Origin of the sequence: Nitrosopumilus oxyclinae (assembly GCF_013407165.1) — an archaeon.
GTDB lineage: Archaea > Thermoproteota > Nitrososphaeria > Nitrososphaerales > Nitrosopumilaceae > Nitrosopumilus > Nitrosopumilus oxyclinae.
On the sequence record NZ_CP026994.1, the window covers coordinates 1 to 17,357 of the forward strand.

Annotated in this window: 21 protein-coding genes; 11 read left to right on the forward strand and 10 right to left on the reverse strand. The window is 32.9% G+C overall.

Annotated features, from left to right (window positions below; genetic code table 11):
• Window positions 1-148: 148 nt before the first annotated feature.
• Complete coding sequence (locus C5F49_RS00005; protein WP_179362734.1) at window positions 149-1,351, forward strand: Cdc6/Cdc18 family protein; 1,203 nt, start codon at window positions 149-151, stop codon at window positions 1,349-1,351.
• Here the strand turns inward: C5F49_RS00005 and C5F49_RS00010 are convergent.
• The gene (locus C5F49_RS00010; RefSeq protein WP_179362735.1) at window positions 1,328-2,773 is read right to left on the reverse strand and encodes a DNA-directed DNA polymerase II small subunit; all 1,446 of its coding nucleotides are present in this window, start codon (window positions 2,771-2,773) and stop codon (window positions 1,328-1,330) included. The genes C5F49_RS00005 and C5F49_RS00010 overlap by 24 nt on opposite strands.
• 148 nt (window positions 2,774-2,921) lie before the next feature.
• On the opposite strand from C5F49_RS00010, the gene C5F49_RS00015 reads away from it, so the two are divergent.
• Together C5F49_RS00015 and C5F49_RS00020 are read left to right on the forward strand one after the other, a co-directional pair.
• Window positions 2,922-3,389: a stage II sporulation protein M gene (locus C5F49_RS00015; RefSeq protein WP_179363557.1), complete on the forward strand. Its 468-nt coding sequence runs from the start codon at window positions 2,922-2,924 to the stop codon at window positions 3,387-3,389.
• An 84-nt stretch (window positions 3,390-3,473) separates the two neighbouring features.
• On the forward strand, window positions 3,474-4,352 hold the full coding sequence (locus C5F49_RS00020; RefSeq protein ID WP_179362736.1) for a cupredoxin domain-containing protein: 879 nt from the start codon (window positions 3,474-3,476) through the stop codon (window positions 4,350-4,352).
• Here the strand turns inward: C5F49_RS00020 and cbiE are convergent.
• Complete coding sequence (cbiE, locus tag C5F49_RS00025; RefSeq protein ID WP_179362737.1) at window positions 4,349-5,065, reverse strand: precorrin-6y C5,15-methyltransferase (decarboxylating) subunit CbiE; 717 nt, start codon at window positions 5,063-5,065, stop codon at window positions 4,349-4,351. The genes C5F49_RS00020 and cbiE overlap by 4 nt on opposite strands.
• Before the next feature lie 2 nt (window positions 5,066-5,067).
• Window positions 5,068-5,559 (reverse strand): hypothetical protein, encoded by a 492-nt coding sequence (locus C5F49_RS00030; protein ID WP_179362738.1) that lies wholly within the window; start codon window positions 5,557-5,559, stop codon window positions 5,068-5,070.
• A 74-nt stretch (window positions 5,560-5,633) separates the two neighbouring features.
• Between C5F49_RS00030 and C5F49_RS00035 the strand changes: the two genes are divergently transcribed.
• Complete coding sequence (locus C5F49_RS00035; protein WP_246275341.1) at window positions 5,634-7,181, forward strand: peptidylprolyl isomerase; 1,548 nt, start codon at window positions 5,634-5,636, stop codon at window positions 7,179-7,181.
• Window positions 7,182-7,191: 10 nt separating this feature from the next.
• Here the strand turns inward: C5F49_RS00035 and C5F49_RS00040 are convergent, their stop codons facing one another.
• Together C5F49_RS00040 and C5F49_RS00045 are read right to left on the reverse strand one after the other, a co-directional pair.
• Window positions 7,192-8,550, reverse strand: a complete 1,359-nt coding sequence (locus C5F49_RS00040) for an NAD(P)/FAD-dependent oxidoreductase (protein ID WP_179363559.1) — start codon at window positions 8,548-8,550, stop codon at window positions 7,192-7,194.
• Window positions 8,551-8,610: 60 nt separating this feature from the next.
• Window positions 8,611-9,276, reverse strand: coding sequence for an ACT domain-containing protein (locus tag C5F49_RS00045; protein ID WP_179362739.1), 666 nt, complete (start codon window positions 9,274-9,276; stop codon window positions 8,611-8,613).
• Between the two features lie 103 nt (window positions 9,277-9,379).
• On the opposite strand from C5F49_RS00045, the gene hsp20 reads away from it, so the two are divergent.
• The 4 genes from hsp20 to C5F49_RS00065 all read left to right on the forward strand — a co-directional run bounded on the left by hsp20 (window position 9,380) and on the right by C5F49_RS00065 (window position 12,800).
• Complete coding sequence (gene hsp20, locus C5F49_RS00050; protein ID WP_179362740.1) at window positions 9,380-9,880, forward strand: archaeal heat shock protein Hsp20; 501 nt, start codon at window positions 9,380-9,382, stop codon at window positions 9,878-9,880.
• 28 nt (window positions 9,881-9,908) lie between these two features.
• On the forward strand, window positions 9,909-12,050 hold the full coding sequence (locus C5F49_RS00055) for a CDC48 family AAA ATPase (protein ID WP_179362741.1): 2,142 nt from the start codon (window positions 9,909-9,911) through the stop codon (window positions 12,048-12,050).
• A 29-nt stretch (window positions 12,051-12,079) separates the two neighbouring features.
• The gene (locus C5F49_RS00060; RefSeq protein WP_179362742.1) at window positions 12,080-12,298 is read left to right on the forward strand and encodes a hypothetical protein; all 219 of its coding nucleotides are present in this window, start codon (window positions 12,080-12,082) and stop codon (window positions 12,296-12,298) included.
• A gap of 64 nt (window positions 12,299-12,362) precedes the next feature.
• Window positions 12,363-12,800, forward strand: coding sequence for a coiled-coil domain-containing protein (locus C5F49_RS00065; protein WP_179362743.1), 438 nt, complete (start codon window positions 12,363-12,365; stop codon window positions 12,798-12,800).
• A 17-nt stretch (window positions 12,801-12,817) separates the two neighbouring features.
• Here C5F49_RS00065 and C5F49_RS00070 read toward each other — a convergent pair whose 3' ends face one another.
• Window positions 12,818-13,738 (reverse strand): transcription initiation factor IIB, encoded by a 921-nt coding sequence (locus C5F49_RS00070; RefSeq protein ID WP_179362744.1) that lies wholly within the window; start codon window positions 13,736-13,738, stop codon window positions 12,818-12,820.
• Between the two features lie 175 nt (window positions 13,739-13,913).
• Window positions 13,914-14,105 carry a DUF1059 domain-containing protein gene (locus C5F49_RS00075; protein WP_179362745.1) on the reverse strand — a complete coding sequence of 64 codons (192 nt, stop codon included), beginning with the start codon at window positions 14,103-14,105 and terminating at the stop codon, window positions 13,914-13,916.
• A gap of 131 nt (window positions 14,106-14,236) precedes the next feature.
• Here C5F49_RS00075 and C5F49_RS00080 point away from each other — a divergent pair, with 131 nt between their 5' ends.
• Together C5F49_RS00080 and C5F49_RS00085 are read left to right on the forward strand one after the other, a co-directional pair.
• A complete protein-coding gene (locus C5F49_RS00080) occupies window positions 14,237-14,617 on the forward strand; it encodes a fluoride efflux transporter FluC (RefSeq protein ID WP_179362746.1) in 381 nt (126 codons plus the stop codon).
• Window positions 14,618-14,623: 6 nt separating this feature from the next.
• A complete protein-coding gene (locus C5F49_RS00085) occupies window positions 14,624-14,854 on the forward strand; it encodes a hypothetical protein (protein ID WP_179362747.1) in 231 nt (76 codons plus the stop codon).
• Here the strand turns inward: C5F49_RS00085 and C5F49_RS00090 are convergent, their stop codons facing one another.
• Together C5F49_RS00090 and C5F49_RS00095 are read right to left on the reverse strand one after the other, a co-directional pair.
• Window positions 14,855-15,127: a hypothetical protein gene (locus C5F49_RS00090; protein ID WP_179362748.1), complete on the reverse strand. Its 273-nt coding sequence runs from the start codon at window positions 15,125-15,127 to the stop codon at window positions 14,855-14,857.
• A 57-nt stretch (window positions 15,128-15,184) separates the two neighbouring features.
• Entirely contained in the window at window positions 15,185-15,394 is a 210-nt protein-coding gene (locus C5F49_RS00095) for a hypothetical protein (protein WP_179362749.1), read from the reverse strand.
• 111 nt (window positions 15,395-15,505) lie between these two features.
• Between C5F49_RS00095 and C5F49_RS00100 the strand changes: the two genes are divergently transcribed.
• Window positions 15,506-15,805: a hypothetical protein gene (locus C5F49_RS00100; protein WP_179362750.1), complete on the forward strand. Its 300-nt coding sequence runs from the start codon at window positions 15,506-15,508 to the stop codon at window positions 15,803-15,805.
• Here C5F49_RS00100 and C5F49_RS00105 read toward each other — a convergent pair.
• Window positions 15,802-17,280, reverse strand: coding sequence for a cation:proton antiporter (locus C5F49_RS00105; protein ID WP_179362751.1), 1,479 nt, complete (start codon window positions 17,278-17,280; stop codon window positions 15,802-15,804). The genes C5F49_RS00100 and C5F49_RS00105 overlap by 4 nt on opposite strands.
• Window positions 17,281-17,357: the final 77 nt, after the last annotated feature.

Below are 17,357 nucleotides of genomic sequence, written 5' to 3' on the forward strand. Positions count from 1 at the left end.
GTTTTTTTTTAATTTTTTTTTAATAGAAAATCTAAAACTAACTAAAAATAATTAATTACAAACTAAACTACTCTTACTATTCTATACTATACTCTCTTAATTCAGATGTAGTTGTGTTAGTGTTGAGAAGAAATGAAGGTGTGTGAGTATGACTGATCCAATAGATGACTTACTTGATGCAGCTGAATCTGGAAAATCTATTATTAAAAATCGTGATATTCTTCATTTTACATATATCCCAACTACTATTTTACATAGAAAATCTGAACAAGAACAAGTTACTCAATCTCTATTACCAATTTTAAAACAATCAAGACCATCAAATCTTTTAGTTTATGGAAAACCTGGAACTGGTAAAACTCTAGTTGTAAAAAAAGTACTATCAAAAATCCAAGAGAGAGTTGAAAAATCAAATTTTCCAATTAAACTCATATATTCAAATTCCAAAAACGAGACAACATTATATGGATTATTAGTCAGTTTAGGCAGGCAGTTAGGCCTAGAACAGGATGAATTACCCTCTACTGGGCTTGCTATTAGTGCAGTTTTCAAAAGGCTACTAAATAAAATTGATGAGGGAAAACTTAATGCAATTATTGTAATTGATGAAATTGATTATCTTGCTCAATTAGTGGCAAAAACAGGTAAGGATATCTTATATCAACTTACAAGGGCAAATGAGCAATTAAAACAAGGGTCTCTAACTATGGTAGGAATATCAAATGATCTAACATTCAAAGAAAAACTGGATCCTAGAGTTATCAGTAGTTTGGGGGAGGAGGAGATAGTCTTTACAAATTATAACGTTGAACAAATCAAAAAAATTCTTGAAGAGAGAATCAATGAATCTTTTATCGAAAATTCCGTAGAGGAACCAGCATTAAATCTATGTGCTGCTCTTGCAGGAGGAGAGCATGGTGATGCAAGAAGGGCCATTGATCTACTTCGTGTATCTGGCGAACTTGCAGAAAGGCAACAATCCAACAAAGTTACAATCGAACATGTCAGAGAAGCCTCTCTTAAAATTGAAGAAAACAAAGAAGAAGCCTCTCTCAAATCATACCCACTTCATGAAAAATTGGTGATAATAGCCATAATGAAGTCTAATGGCTCTTCAACTGGTGAGATTTACTCTTCTTACAAAAATCTCTGTAAAGCACTAGGAAAAGACGAACTTACCCAAAGAAGAATAACACAAATGCTTAGTGAAATTGAATTGTCTGGAATTATTTCTGGAAGACTAATTCATCAAGGTATTCATGGAAGGACAAAAAAATACAAACTTACAATATCTTCTGAAATGATAAAAAAATCATTCAAAGATGATCTAAGTTTGCAAGATATTGTCTAAATTAGAACTATAATTTTCATGGAAGACTTGGAAGGTTTTTAGATTAACAATTATGGCGATGCCTGGATTTGGGGTCATTCCTACACTAGCTTGAAAAGGGGTTTGTTTTTGCCAAGAACCAGAATTTATCAACAAAATTCCTTTGTACATGTCTAGTTGGGCTCTGTGAACATGGCCTACATGAAAAATATCCGGAATGTCTTGAATCACCATCAAATCCTCCATTTCAGGTGCAATTGGTGTCTGACTACCATAAATTGGACTAAGGTGTCTTGCTCTAAGCAAGTGTTTCATTACATTAGTGGGTCTGTCATAACTAAGACCAGGTGTAGTCTTTACAATATCGTCTATACTTTGTCCATGAAACATTGAGACAATAACTCCGTTTAATGAGACTACTGCTGGATTTCCAACCATAATTACATTTTCCCTCTCCCATAAACCTGAATTGTATTTTTTAGGGATGGCAGGTTGAGGTAATGCTCTTCTCCCTGGATCGTGGTTTCCTGGCATAATGATGATTTTTACATTTTTTGGGATTTTGTCAATCAAATCCTCTGCTTTTTTTAATTGCTCTTGGATTGTCTGACAAACTAATTCTTTATTCTGATTTGGATAGATTCCAACACCGTCAACTATATCGCCCCCAATTAGGACAAATCGAATTTTTTTTGCAACAGGATCAGGACTAGATATCCATGATACAAAATCTGAAAACTCTTCTTCCATGAAGTATTTACTTCCAATATGCAAGTCAGATAGAAATACTGCATAAGCATCGCTCTCTGACTTGTTTTTTGCCTGCTCTGGAATATCTGGTAAAATTATATCTTTAATGATATATCCTGAATTTTTAGCAGAACCTATCCTTGCCATTACAAACTGATCTATCAGTAGGGTTCCTGCAGTTTTTTGTAATTCCTCATCAAAAATTATGCCCTCAAACGAGCCTGAGGGATCTTCTAGAACTATTTTTGTAATATTTCTCTCAGAATTCCTAATGGAAACTAATCCACACACATATTGATCATCATCGATTTTTGCATTTTTCAAAGATGCTGCAGATTTGAGTAGTTTTGATTCTGGTCTATCTGAGATGATCCGTTTAAGCTTGTTAAAACGGCTAGAAAATAAAGCATTGTACCCTTTAACTCCCTCTCCAGATGTAATCTTACTAGTTGGGTCTGATAATATTTTGACCTCGTTTTTTAACGATAAATCTTCTTTAATTCCTAGATAGGTTTCTAAATCATCTTGGTTAATTTGAAATAATTTTTGCCTTGTCTTCTCTCTGACAATTTCTTTAATTATTTTCTCTAATTTTTTAACATCTACATTTTCTAATATTTTAAAAGCATCTGGATGAATCTGAAATCCTTTGTTTAATGCATAGTTTAACGCAAAGGACAGCTCCTTTTTCATATCAAAAAATATCATTTGGTTTAATTAAATCTGCGCCTACATCAACCCTCAAATATTGTTCATCAGGTGTGGGTTTGTGAATAAAATTAGAATAATTATATTTTTTATATTTTTAGGATTATTTGCAACTGCATATCAAATTGGTTCTATGTCTACTGTTACTGAAGAAGAGGCAAATGCATTCATGGCAGAATTTGAAGAACTTGTTTTGGATATTGATGCCTTTGGAATCTTTACTCATAACTTGACTATTGCATTACCAATGTTTATCCCGGGTTTTGGGGTAGGATGGGGACTTTTTGCTGCTTGGTCTACGGGATTTGCTTTTGCATCAATAGCACTAACTGCGCCCCAAATTGCTGAAATTCATCCACTCTCAATACTTTTCCTAACTCCTTTTGGATTGATGGAATTAGTTGCATACTCTTTTGGGATTTCCAGAAGTTTTATTCTAATTAGAGCAGTAATCAAAAAAACTGATCTGGTTCCATTCATCAAACCAACAGTAATTGAGATTGGAATTGTAGTGGGCCTTCTTTTGGCTGGAGGATATCTTGAATTCTATATGATAGAATTAGCTCAAGAAAAAGGACTAATGGATATGCCTGAGATCTAATTTCTAGATTTACCCTCAAATTTGTTTATTCAGTCTAAAATAATTTAGTAGTAAATTATAAACCAAATTAACCTAAAATTGATTATGAAGGCAACCCTTACACTGCTAGTTTTACTTGCCGTTTCATCAGGTTATTTTGCAAATGAATCATTTGCTGAAATTTCAAAGAATCAGGCATTTCTTTTAGAGGGTTCAGGTTTTGCAGTAACTGAAGAGATTATCAAAACATCTGAAATTGATTTAGGTATGTCTTCTCAAGATCAACGTGGAAGTACAATTAATTTTCTAGCAGAAGAAGGTTTTATCACTTTAGATGATGAAGAATTTATTATTTCTAATTTAGAAGGAAAATTTTTGCGTGAAGGAAAATACATTCGAATGAATGGCGAAATTGAAAGTTCAAGCGGATTTGATTCTTCAATTAGTTTTTTTGGAAGATTAGTTGATGAAAGTAAAGACGCATCAGTCTATGGGTTTACTGGTAGGATTACAACATTAGATGAAACTTACAAAATAATTTACACTGCAAAATTATCTACTTTATCAAAAATTACTTCAACTACCACAACTGAAGAATCAAACACCCTCAAAGTCCATATTCAGAAAGGCTCCTCTTCACAAGGAGGCGCAGGAAGTTATATCGAATCTGGCAGCATTAAATATTTCTCACAAGACAGAATTTCAGTTCAACCTGGAACTACAATCACGATAATTAATGATGATACAGTAACCCACAACATTATCAGTGGAAAAGAGAATAACGATCGTTACATTACTTTTACACCTGATGGAAAAATCTCAACTGGTGAGATTGCTGTAGGTGGTTCAGCTAAAATTACATTTGACAAAGCAGGCTTTTACAGATTATATGATCCAGACTATCAATGGATGAAAATTGTAGCATATGTATTTCCAACTAATGATAATATAATTTTAGGAAAAAGCCAAAACTTGGGAAATTAGTTTTCCCATTGCCATCTATAATTCATGTATGAATCCAAACTGGTCTGATTAAACACCATAACAGACAAATCAGAAAATTCTTTTCCTTCTAATTCTTTTACTGTTCCTTCAAAACTGGTTTCATTTTCAGTAGTTATTGCTTCATAAACATGAACTTTCATCTTATCAGTCTCAAATTTATGCTCTCGAAGATAAATTGCAATTTCTGAAGGCATGAAATGTTTGTCAGGCTGTTTTGGCCATGGTCTTGGTACCAAGATCACACTAAAACCATCAATCAATGCTTTTTGTAATTCTAATTTTTTATCTTCAATTGGAGTTGTAACATGCATTGTAATTACTTTGGATTTATCAAGAGGAACTTTTGCTCTTGATGCAGCAACCTGTATTGAACTAATTCCTGGAACAATTTCAACATCACCAAAAATTTCTATTAATCTATCAACAACTTCTGATTCTGAAAAATTTACATCACCAGTGAAAGGTATGACTAGAGTTCTTTCACCAAGTTCTGGAAGAATCTTTTGGTAAGAATCCTCTTGATCATTCATGGTGATTTCATAGATCTCTTTACCTTGTATCAAATTTTCAATTGTTTTTAGTGTGTATTTGTAACCAATAACAACGTCACAATTCTGAATTATTTCTTTTACAAATTCTGTAACATATTTTGAAGAACCAGGACCAACACCTACAGCGTAAACTTTACTCAATTTTACTTGGTAAATTTTTGCCTTTCTTTAATATATTGCACAAAAGGCTCCCAATCCACTTTCATGTATTTAGTAGGCTCTTTTGCAGGATATTTTACCCAATCTTGGGCTATGGAGTACTGAAATTTCTCATTTTTTCCATCTTTTTGATATTCTAGTTGTAACGAACTGCCCCAATCTTTTTCTGTAAAACTAATACTGGAAATGTCATCAAAACCTAATTCGATATTTCTAACATCTTCACAATCATTCATCAAATCTTCCTCATTGTATCCATCATGGTGAATCATCGTATTTTTTGACTTGATAAAATTAACAACCTGTCTTTGAGTAATGGCCTTCCACCAATTCATTTTAGATTCTGTCTTATGGATAAACATCAAATGCTTGTTTGTTAGTACCAACATGCCTTCTTTGCCACCAATTGATAAGAATTTTTTAGATTCTCTCCACACTGAAACTAAATGTGCCTGAATCTTTTCATCAGGTTCCATAATGGGTGATTTATTGAACTTTGTTAAAAATCAATACAATTAGCTTTTAAGTGAGCGTTTATAGAAAAAAATTATTGAATAAATTTTTCATAGTTTTGATATTTTCATTATTTATTGTCACTTCAGGAAACCATATCTTTGCACAATCAGTTGAAATTAACGAAATTAACATTATGGATCCTGTAGTTGTCTTAGAAACTAATTTTGGAGAAATTGTTATAGAATTTTTTCCAAATGATGCCCCAAAACATGTAGAAAATTTCATTATATTATCTCAAACAGGATTTTATGATGACACACTCTTTCATAGAATAATTCCTGGCTTTATGATTCAGGGTGGTGATCCTAATACAATTAGTGGTGATCCTAATACTTGGGGAACTGGTGGTCCAACTACAAGTGTAGATGCAGAGTTTAACACCATTAAACATAATCGTGGAATTGTTTCAATGGCAAGATCTGCTGATCCAAACAGTGGTGGTTCTCAATTTTTCATAGTACATGCAGATTCCAATTTCCTTGATGAACAATATACTGTATTTGGTAGAATTGTAACTGAAGAAAGTTTTCAAACTCTTGATAAAATAGCAGCAGTTGAAACAGGAACTAGTGACAGACCTAAAGATCCAGAACAAGTAAGAATCACAAAAGTTACAGTAGTTAGTATTTCTGAGATTCCAAATCTTCTTGATTTACCAGAACCTGAACGAACACAATCAACTGTAACTACTCCTACTGGTAATCAAAAATATCAGAGTCCTGAACATGAAATTTCATTTAGTGTTCCTGAAGGATGGTTATTACAAGAACCAAATAAAACAGATGAAAATTCTCCTGACATAGTAGCAGTTGGTCCAAAAACAGGCTCAATGAATCCAAATATTTCATTAACAATACAAAATAGTGATGGAAAAACTTTTGATGAAATAATTTCTGAAAGAAATCAAAGACTTGAAGGAATCTTAGATTCTGGAAATCTAGAAATAATTTTACAGGAAAAAACAACTATACACGGAAATCAAGCATATGTAACTGACGCTGAAGGAATATTTTTTTCTGATGCAGAAAATTTTAATGTAAAATTTAAAGAAATTATTATTTATGATACAGACAAATTCTTCATTCTTGTATATGCAAATTCATTAGATGATTTTGATTCACAACTTTCTAGATTTGACGAAACAATTGATTCTTTTGAAATATTATCACAAACCACATCAAATGATGAAACAATGAATGAAATTTCAAGTGAAGAAGGAGGTGGGTGTTTAATTGCCACTGCAACATTTGGCTCAGAACTTGCACCTCAAGTTCAACAACTCAGAGAACTTAGGGATAACACAATTTTATCCACTGAATCCGGAATTGCATTTATGTCTGGCTTTAACCAGTTTTATTATTCATTTTCACCCGTCATTGCTGATTTAGAGCGTGAAAATCCTGTTTTCAAAGAAATTGTAAAGCTCTCACTTACTCCAATGCTATCTTCATTGTCAATTCTAAATCATGTGGATATTGATTCTGAATCACAAATGATATCTTATGGAATTGGAATAATTTTGATGAATGTCGGAATGTATTTTGCAGCACCAGCAATAATCATCTACAAAATTAGAAAATAATTATATTATTTTACCAAACATCGTCTACTTCATCGAGTAGCTTGTATTCTTTTTCAGTTTCACGCTTCATTAGTTTTAATCTTGAGATGTCTCTATCAAAGAATAAATCTATTACCCAATCAAGAAATACACGAGTTTTTTTGTCAAATGTTGTAATTTTTGAGAGGTAAACATTTCTCCAAATTAACCAAGCCCAAAATCCTGAGATATTCATTCCCAAAAATGTAGCAATTCCTGATCTTTTTCCAATAATTGCCATCTGTCCTTTAGAATGATATACGAATTTTTCTTTTGTAGAATTTTTGATTAGAGAAATTAAATTTTTAGCCGCAATTTTTGCTTGAGCTTCTGCAATTTGAGCAGTTGGAGGCAGCGGTCGTTGTGTTTTAGGATCTAAATGTAATGCACAATCACCTATGGCAAACACTCCTGGAAAATCGGTAACTTCTAGAAAATCATTAACCAAAACTTTTCCTTTTTCAGTTTTGAACATTGATCTCTTAATGGTATTAACTGGGGTAACTCCTGCAGTCCAAACTAATGTCTTTGTAATTATTGAATCAATTTCAGATGAATCAATTGAATCCTTTTGATGTTCATCTAATGATTTGGTAGTAACTTCATTACCATCAAAACTAGTAACTGCTGTTTTTAATCTGATATCGATTCCTCTTTCCACCATCTTTTCTTTTGCAAAGTTTGCAAGTTTTGTATTAAATCCAGGCAAAATCATCCCTAAAGCTTCTAGCACAATAACTTTGATATCGTCTTTGTGGATTGTTGGATAATATTTTCTTGCATCCAATAAAAGATCCATCAATTCTCCTGCAGTTTCAATTCCTGCAAATCCACCACCCACAACTACAAAATTTAGAAAACTTTTTCGAAGTATTGGATTTGTTTCGTTTTCTGCTTGCTCTAGCATATCAATTACTCTATTTCTTAACATTACAGCGTCATTGAGTGTCTTCATTGTGTATGCATTTTTTTCAACATCAGCCATTCCAAAAAAGTTAGTTTCACTACCTAATGCAACAACTAAAAAATCATAATGTAATGAGATACTTCTTTTATCTCCAGTTCCCCACAGCGTTACAATTTTTCCATATGGATCAATATTTTTAATTCGACTTTCATAGAATTTTGTCTTTTTACAAATAGTTCTAATTGGTAAAACAATATGTCTAGTTTCAATCATTCCTGATGCTACCTGTGGTAGCATTGGTGTAAATAGTAGAAAATTATCCTCACTTACCATTACCAGTTCTATTTCAGGATCATTTCCAAATTCTTTTTCTAATTTTCTAGCACATTCTACCCCTGCAAATCCTCCTCCTAAAATTACAATTTTCTTCTTATTTCTTGTCAATGGTGTCTTTTCCATAAATTGGGTGAATATATGCTATAAGAATAATTTTCACTACTATGCTTAGGTTCTCATAATATCTGAATGTAAAATTTCATAGGCCCTTGATGAATCCCGCTCATTGAGAATTATTGTAATGTTATCTTGACTGAAAAATGCGTTTACCAATTCTACCCCATTTGCATGTAATACCTCAGCTACATAGGATACTACATCTGATTGATTTTGAGAGTTTGGTAATGAAATTCTAATTTTTGCAAGACCCGTACTGAACATTTCATCATTTTCTGGCACATTTCTAAAAATTTGTCTTATGTCTTCCAAATCTTCTGCCAAAAATCTAAAGGAATCAGACATTCTAAAAAAATCATAATTATTAGTAATCTTTGAGAATTTATCTAAAATTTCCATGGGATCCATTTCGTTTGATTCCTTTACTGAAAACTTGACATCCATTATCCCGTCAGTCAAAGTCAATCTTGCATTTTTTAAAATTGATTCCTCTTTGACTTCATCTTTAATTTCAAATGAATCAGCATATCTCTTAATGGCAACAACTACAGTATTGAGGTTAACAGGGTTTCCTAGAATTTTTTCAATGTCTGGTTGAATCTTAACTGCCAAAGCTGTATAGTTGATCAAATCCATCTTCATACAATCATAAATTGAACGATTTCTAGTAATGATCTCTCTAACAACTTCAGGTATGGACACATTTGTAGTCCTCATCAAGTTATTATATTATGTCAGTTATAATAGGATTATGTAAGAAATCATGAAAATATAGATAATCTTTATATAATGTCATATACATTACATATAGTAGATAAATATGACAAACTTCTTTGATAGTGAATTTGATAGAATCTTCAAAAAAATGTCAAGCTCTTTTTTCAATATAGATGACGTTTTTGAGGAATTCAAGGGAAATGGTTCTGAATCTGGTCCATATTATTACGGTTATACAATGACTGTTGGTCCTGATGGAAAACCTGTAGTAAATGAATATGGAAATGCCAAACCAGGCCTTGCTCCAACTTCTGATACACGAGAACCACTTGTTGACACAATTGTTGATGAAAAAGAAAAAGTAGTAAAACTCATAGCTGAGATGCCAGGGGTAGAAAAATCTGATGTCAAGATTGTTGTTGAAAACAAAATTGTTGATCTTTCAGCAGAACACAATGATAAAAAATATCATGTAAGAGTTCCTGTACAACATAAAGTTGATGAAAACTCTGCAAAGGCTTCCTACAAAAATGGAGTTTTAGAGATTGTCTTCAAATTAGTTGAAGAGGAAAAACCAACAGGTAAAACGGTGGAGGTTGAATAATCCTCTCAATAATTTTTGAGGTAATGATATGACGGAAATAATTTTAAAAGTTGAAGAAAGTCCACAACAACATGTTGGAAGAGGTAGAGCCATAGTTGATCCTAAAATTATTGAGGATCAAAAATGGAATACTGGGCAAATACTAGAACTAACGCACAATAAAAAAACACATGTAAAACTTTGGCCAGGTTCACCTGAAGAATATGGTTCAGGTATTATCAAAATAGATGGAATGACTAGACAAAATATTGGAGCTGGAATTGGTGATAAAATTTCACTAAGAACAGTTGAAGCTGTAAATGCTGAACAAATTATTTTGTCTCCTACTGAAAAGATTGCTGCAGAAGGATTGCAAGAATATATGATTTACAATTATCTTAATCATGTATTTACAACTGGAGATTCAGTATCTCTCAATACACAGATGGGTGGAAGAGTTCAGTTTTTTGTAACAAGTACAAAGCCATCAAAACCTGTGTTAGTAACTGAAAATACTGTATTCAAACTTGGAGCAATGACTAAAGCAGTTGATTCTTCTGTTCCAAGAATAACATATGACGAACTAGGAGGACTGAAAAAAGAAGTTCAAAAAATTCGTGAAATGGTAGAACTACCAATGAGACATCCAGAATTATTTGATAAAATAGGCGTGGAAGCACCAAAAGGCGTACTCTTGTATGGTCCTCCAGGTACTGGTAAGACATTATTGGCAAAGGCAGTAGCCGGAGAAACAAATGCTCACTTTATCTCCCTAAGTGGACCTGAAATAATGGGCAAACATTATGGAGAGAGTGAAGAACGAATTAGAGAAATCTTTACTCAAGCTGAAGAAAATGCTCCTAGCATAATTTTCATTGATGAGATTGATTCAATCGCTCCAAAGAGAGATGAAGTTTCTGGCGAACTAGAGAAAAGAATTGTTTCACAATTACTAACTCTAATGGATGGAATGAAATCTAGAGGTAAGGTTGTTGTAATTGCAGCTACTAACAGACCAGATTCAATTGATCCTGCACTTAGAAGACCAGGTAGATTTGATAGGGAAATTGAAATTGGAATTCCTGATGATGAAGGAAGATTCGATATACTATCAATTCATACGCGTGGAATGCCAATTGATGACAAAGTAGATTTAAAACAAATCTCAAAAACTACACATGGATTTGTAGGAGCTGATTTGGAAATATTATCTAAAGAAGCCGCAATGAAAGCTCTACGTAGAATTCTACCCGAGGTTGACTATGATGAAGAAAAAATTTCATCAGAGATACTTGAAAAGATCCAAATCACAAGTGATGACTTTCGAGATGCATTAAAAGAAGTCAGTCCTAGTGCACTTAGAGAAGTTCAAGTCCAAGTTCCAAATGTAAGTTGGGATGATGTTGGAGGTTTGGATGAACTAAAAGAAGAACTCAAGGAAGCCGTTGAATGGCCAATCAAATACAAGGATGCATATGATTATGTAGATGTAGAAGCACCAAAAGGAATTCTACTTCATGGCCCTCCTGGAACTGGTAAGACAATGATAGCAAAGGCTCTTGCAAAAATGACAGAGTCTAATTTTATCAGCATCAAAGGTCCTGAACTACTCTCGAAATGGGTAGGAGAATCTGAAAAAGGCGTCAGAGAAATATTCAGAAAAGCACGACAAGCTGCTCCATGTATTATTTTCTTAGATGAAGTTGATGCACTTGTTCCAAGAAGAGGAAGTGGAGGATCTGATTCACATGTTACAGAAAATGTAGTGTCTCAAATCCTTACTGAAATTGATGGACTAGAAGAACTAAACAATGTGTTGATAATTGGAGCAACAAACCGATTAGACATTGTTGATGAAGCACTACTAAGACCAGGCAGATTTGATAGAATCATCAAAGTTCCAAATCCTGATGAGAAAGGAAGACAGCATATCTTTGAGATTCATACAAAGAAAAAGCCACTTGACAGTGATGTAAAAATCTCAGAAATTGTAAAGTTGACTGATGATTTCAGCGGCGCTGAGATTGCAGCAGTCACAAACAGAGCAGCTATTACAGCTTTGAAGAGATATGTCTCTGGCAAGTCAAAGAACGTCAAGGAGATCAAGATTACACAACAAGATCTAATTGATGCTGTGGATAAGGTAAGGCCTCAAAAGAAAGAGGCACCTATACCTCAATCCATAAAATAGTCTAAATACTAAGAAAAATGACGAGAAATATGAAACTCTATCTTGACTTTGAGCCGTGCAAAGAATGCAATGAGATGATGACAGGATTGAGTAGCCCTGAAATGTTGTTTGCAGATGAAAAAACTAGAGCAGATGAGTCAGCAAAGTTTCTCAGACATCTTACGTATAATCATAATGAAGTAGTGCAAGCTGTAATGGAAGATCTTCCTAAACAGAAAAGAGATCAAGAACCTGATTTTTACAAATAATTCTTTGAAATCAATAATCATATTCATATACAAAACTGCTGTAACATTTTTGTGAAATTATAAAATGAAAACTAGTATAGTTTTTGGGATAGCTGCCCTACTTGCATTTGTTAGTTTTTCACAAACAACATTTGCAATTGAAGCAGAACAAGAACCAGGACCACCTCAAATTCCAGAACCTAGTCCTACACCAGAACCAATTAAAATACCAACTCCTGCACCTGCACCAGATCCCTTTCCAAAAGAGTCTGAATCAGAAAAAATAAAACGATTAACTGAAGAAAATGACAATCTAAAACAGCAAAACAAAAATCTGCAAAATCAGATATCATCTCTCAATAATGAAAAATCTAGATTACAAGAAGAAATATTAGAACTAAACAATTCCATACAAAGTCTCAAGGAAATTATTTTGGAGCAAATTAGAGTAACGATAGACCTAGTAAATCAACTTAAAGAAATAATATATGAAAAAGTATTTTCTCCTACAATACAATTGTAGGATGTTTTTGGAATAATCTACTCAACTAGCTTTAATGTTTTCTTAATCAAGACTACTCTGTTTCTAATTGTAACGTCACTTACTCCAGATTCTACTGCAAACTTTTTCTGACTAATTTTTTCCCCATTCATTATACATGAGATGTACAATGATGCAGCAGCTTGTGCTACAGGGTGTTTACCTGCAGTAATTTGTTCTTTTTCACAGAGGTCTAGTATTTTGAATGCGTCTCGCTTTGTCTTCTCTTTTATTTTCATGTTGTTTGAGATTTTTGAGATAAACGAGGATGTATCGTACTGATTAAGATTCAGTTCAAGCTTTTTGATTATGGTTCTCAGGTCTCGGGAGAGTATTCTTCTTTCAACATTTCCAGCCTCTGCAATATCATCTAGAGTTCTTGGGATGTTATTTTCTCTACATGCAGCGTATAATGAGGCTGCAATCAGTGAGGCCATTGTCCTTCCTCTGGTTAATTTTGCACTAACTGCTTTTCTGTAGATATAGGCTGCATTTTCTACAACATTGTCTGATATTCCTAACTTTGTTTTCATTCCATGAAGTAAAGTGAATGCCTTGCTTAAGCTGGCAGTTTTTCTTGATTTACTTCTTTGATCCCATGTTCGTAATCTATTGAATTCGTATTTTGTTTTGCTAGAAAGTGTTTTTCCAGTTGAATCTTTATTTGAACCAATTACGGTTGATAATCCTCTATCATTCATTGTTAATGATGTAGCAGGACCCGTTCTTGATAGTTTCATAAAGTTCTCCGAGCTGTAACCGCTGTTTTCATATGATGCGTCGGCCATATTTTGCAATAAGATAAGACCGCAACCCCCACAAACAATTTCTCCTCTTTCAGAATCTGTTATCGCAGGATAGGTTTTGCAAGTATCTAGTTGACACTTGACATCATAATCATTTGAATAATTTTCTACCACTATTGATTACTATGGGTGATTATAAAATAAAAATAATATGATTCAGGTAATTTTGTAATCAAAAGTAAACTTTACAAACAAAAATTTCCTAGAATCTTCTCAAAAACTAATTCTTAATTGAGATACAACACACATTGTAATAAATGTTAAAAATAAAAATAATTTTTCTCTAAGTTTATTTCTTAATTGATTCTAAAGAATGTCCACGATTGGTGATCATTTGAGTAACAGCCTCAATAGTATAATCAATTCCATGTTCTTCTTCAAAATGATTTCTAAGTTTTTCAATTAGACCCAAAGTTTTTTCTTCATCAAGAATGTATTCGCATTCAAAACCATAGTCTTCACATCTTAACTTTAATGTCATTCTGTCTGGAAAAAATATTGAACCTATAAAAACTGTGAATACATTTTTCTAAATCAAATATGTTTAGGCATAAATTGTGCCTAAAATCTATCCAAATAGCACTAATAATGTCAATTAATTCACTTGTGTAGATGAAAGGATTAGAGTTTGTTTTTCTTGCAGTTGGATCTGTACTTGGAGCATATCTAAGATTCAAAGTAATTGAATCTCCTTTACTTTTCAACACAATACCTGTCAATGTTTTGGCAGTCAATGTCCTTGGAGCATTTATTCTTGGTGCCTTTATTGTAATGTCTCAACAATGGCATCTTGATGGAAAATATTCTTTATTTGCAGCAATTGGATTTTGTGGTTCACTTACTACAATGTCTGGACTTGCACTTGAATCCAATAATCTTCTTGAACAAAGTCAGTACGGCACATTTGCAATAAACTTGATAGCTAACATTGGTCTTTCAATTGCAGCTTTAATTGGTGGAAAGTCATTAATGAGTGCAATAATTAACAATTAATTAGAAATGGTCTATTCATATCAAGTTGTAAAGTTCCAAACAATCTCATTTGTACAAGGAACCCATTGGTCTCAATCAGTAGGGGATAAAGGAATTCTTTACAAGTCACTTAAAGATCCATTTTCAAAACTTATCGTTCAATCTTCAAACGGTTCAAAAAAATTATACCATGTTCCAAAAGATAGGACTGTAGTTGTAACAAATGATACTGTACATTTCCTAGGGGAAATAGCTTAATTATTTAAAAAACTGATCAACTTGATCTCTATATTTTAAAGCAATCTTTCCAAATTCTGTAAAATCATCAGCAGTTGGATATTTCATTTTCAATGCGAATTGATTGATAAATATCGATAATGCGCTTCCAATAATTAGATTGTATACTCCATCTGCTACATTATTTGAGTATGGAAATGCTACTCTGATAAATGGAAGATATGTTTCAGTTTGAGAGATCATTAATTTGATATGTTTTTCTACAAATTCTTCAACGTCTGCAGGAATTGCCATGCCTATTCTAACATTTTATTTCTTATAAGTAGAACTTTAATTTTTAGGCATAAATTTTCATCCTACATTTTGTTCCATGTACTTTTCTTTACCCTTTCTACTTCTTGGGAGGCATCTGAGTTGTCTATTACAACAAGGACAAGCTAATCCCTCATATTCTACAAACACTTCACAATAGTTACATCTTTTTTGCCCAGCAGCATACCTACCAATGTCTGCTGGCTTGAGAGCTTTGTATTTTTTGCATTCTCCTATACAATAAGTCATGAAAATAGTTAGAAATTATTTACAAATAAAACGTTTGATTGCAGTGCACTCATATTTTCAAATTTTATAAAAATGAAATTGAATTTATACTGCTAATTTTACTTTTCATTATTGCTTGACTTGGACAAAAAAGTATTTGGAAATATTACAACTAAGGAAATTATAGGTGCTGATCCGCCTGCACTTCCTAATACCAAAGAGAATCTTGAAAAAGAACTGGTAACATTACTTGCAGAATTAGAATCAACACCAAAGCCAAATCTTGAAAAACTCTTAGAAGAGCAAAAAAACTCTGAAAACCATATCAACAGTCGACCTGGCGCAATGGCTTTAGCTCAGAATAAAATTCAGTTATTCAACGAATATAGTGAAAAATACGTTCAATCAATAACAAAAAAATTACAATCTTAGTTCAATTCTTTTTCAGATTTTTCATCTTTGTCTCTGATAAATCCCCCTTCAACAGCATCATCTAAAGAAATATCAGATATTTTTTCTACTTCAATTACATCCTCTGTTACATCATCATCAGGTTTCACAAATCCCCCTTCAACAGATTCTGGTGGAGGAATTTTCTTTGATTTTGCTAATCCTGCGGTTGTAATTATTACTGATGTTAAAATAATAAAGAATATCAATTGTGGATATGCTTCAGCATTAGGCAGTCCCATAGTAATTGGGTATGTTGCAAGTACAGCAGCAGCTAATCCTCTTGGGATCATAGAGTTTGTTACTGCTCTATCCAAAAGCGAGAATCTTTTTGTTAAAGTAATTTTTCCTACCAGTATTCTTCCATAGTAAACAGCTACAGTAATCAAAACTCCAAATATCAGATACTCTATTTGTCCAAAACTTGCCATTAATCCTACAAATACAAAGAAGAATGATCTTACCAAAAATATCAGTTGGTTATGTGTAGGATCATCAAGCTCAATTCTTGGAAGTTTGAATCTGAGAATTTTTGCTAGATGAACTTTGTTTCCAATCATCAAACCAAATACTAATGCAGTCAATGCTCCTGATTCTCCAAATGAATTTGCCAAGAAGAATAAAACAAACAAAACACCTAGTGTAAGCATATAGGCGTGCTGAGCATTTCCAAGCTTTGTTGAAACATACATCCAAGGAATTCCAACTCCAAATCCAAGTACTAAACCAACAACAATTGCACGTCCTATGGTTTCTTGTAAAGTTTGAAGATCAAAATGACCTGCTAGTACCGCTTCAAATAATATGAATGCAATAATTGTAGCTAAAATATCAGTTAATGCAGATTCAAAACTTAGCATTGATTTAGTTTCTTCTGAAATTTTGACATTTCTAACTAGACCAAATACAATTGCTGAACTGCTTCCACCCACGATGGATCCTAAGAGAATACTTTCTAACCATAACCAACCTAAAGCAAAGTGAGCTGCAAGAGTAATCATTACAACTGATAAAATAAAACCTAGAACTGCAAGTGTCACTGAAAAATGTGCAGTTTTGATTACATGTTTGATATCTAGATTTAATCCACCATCAAACATGATGATAATTAATGCAAGAGCTGCAAAATATGGAACAACTTGAATTACAGCTTCTGGCTGAATTAATCCAAATACTGGCCCAATAATTACACCTAGAATCATTAAAAATGCTACATCGGGAATACCTGTTTTTTTAAAGAATGCTTCTCCTGCCACTCCTAGAAAAATAACTACACCTGCAGCAAGTAATATGACATGGGCTTCAGCAATTGGTCCATTACCATCCGATAGTGTTCCAATAGAAGTTTGTAATTCAATTAATTTATCAGATATTATTTTTATGCCTAATTTGGGCAACTCGATTAAATCGGTTTGTCCACTAAACAAATTCAAAATTGATAAAATTACTGGATTCATTAATAACTAAATCTAAATTGATCTGGATAAAAATTAAACTCGATTAATCTACATTCGTTAGCTCTTTACTGATTTTT

Excerpts from the sequence above, each read along its gene's own strand:
- C5F49_RS00060 (WP_179362742.1), top strand. The coding sequence starts at position 12,080 with ATGAAACTCTATCTTGACTTTGAGCCGTGCAAAGAATGCAATGAGATG.
- C5F49_RS00080 (WP_179362746.1), top strand. The coding sequence starts at position 14,237 with ATGAAAGGATTAGAGTTTGTTTTTCTTGCAGTTGGATCTGTACTTGGA.
- hsp20 (WP_179362740.1), top strand. The coding sequence starts at position 9,380 with ATGACAAACTTCTTTGATAGTGAATTTGATAGAATCTTCAAAAAAATG.
- C5F49_RS00005 (WP_179362734.1), top strand. The coding sequence starts at position 149 with ATGACTGATCCAATAGATGACTTACTTGATGCAGCTGAATCTGGAAAA.
- C5F49_RS00020 (WP_179362736.1), top strand. The coding sequence starts at position 3,474 with ATGAAGGCAACCCTTACACTGCTAGTTTTACTTGCCGTTTCATCAGGT.
- C5F49_RS00090 (WP_179362748.1), bottom strand. The coding sequence starts at position 15,127 with ATGGCAATTCCTGCAGACGTTGAAGAATTTGTAGAAAAACATATCAAA.
- C5F49_RS00065 (WP_179362743.1), top strand. The coding sequence starts at position 12,363 with ATGAAAACTAGTATAGTTTTTGGGATAGCTGCCCTACTTGCATTTGTT.
- C5F49_RS00055 (WP_179362741.1), top strand. The coding sequence starts at position 9,909 with ATGACGGAAATAATTTTAAAAGTTGAAGAAAGTCCACAACAACATGTT.
- C5F49_RS00075 (WP_179362745.1), bottom strand. The coding sequence starts at position 14,105 with ATGACATTAAAGTTAAGATGTGAAGACTATGGTTTTGAATGCGAATAC.
- C5F49_RS00015 (WP_179363557.1), top strand. The coding sequence starts at position 2,922 with ATGTCTACTGTTACTGAAGAAGAGGCAAATGCATTCATGGCAGAATTT.
- C5F49_RS00045 (WP_179362739.1), bottom strand. The coding sequence starts at position 9,276 with ATGAGGACTACAAATGTGTCCATACCTGAAGTTGTTAGAGAGATCATT.
- C5F49_RS00105 (WP_179362751.1), bottom strand. The coding sequence starts at position 17,280 with ATGAATCCAGTAATTTTATCAATTTTGAATTTGTTTAGTGGACAAACC.
- C5F49_RS00030 (WP_179362738.1), bottom strand. The coding sequence starts at position 5,559 with ATGGAACCTGATGAAAAGATTCAGGCACATTTAGTTTCAGTGTGGAGA.
- C5F49_RS00095 (WP_179362749.1), bottom strand. The coding sequence starts at position 15,394 with ATGACTTATTGTATAGGAGAATGCAAAAAATACAAAGCTCTCAAGCCA.
- C5F49_RS00010 (WP_179362735.1), bottom strand. The coding sequence starts at position 2,773 with ATGAAAAAGGAGCTGTCCTTTGCGTTAAACTATGCATTAAACAAAGGA.
- C5F49_RS00085 (WP_179362747.1), top strand. The coding sequence starts at position 14,624 with ATGGTCTATTCATATCAAGTTGTAAAGTTCCAAACAATCTCATTTGTA.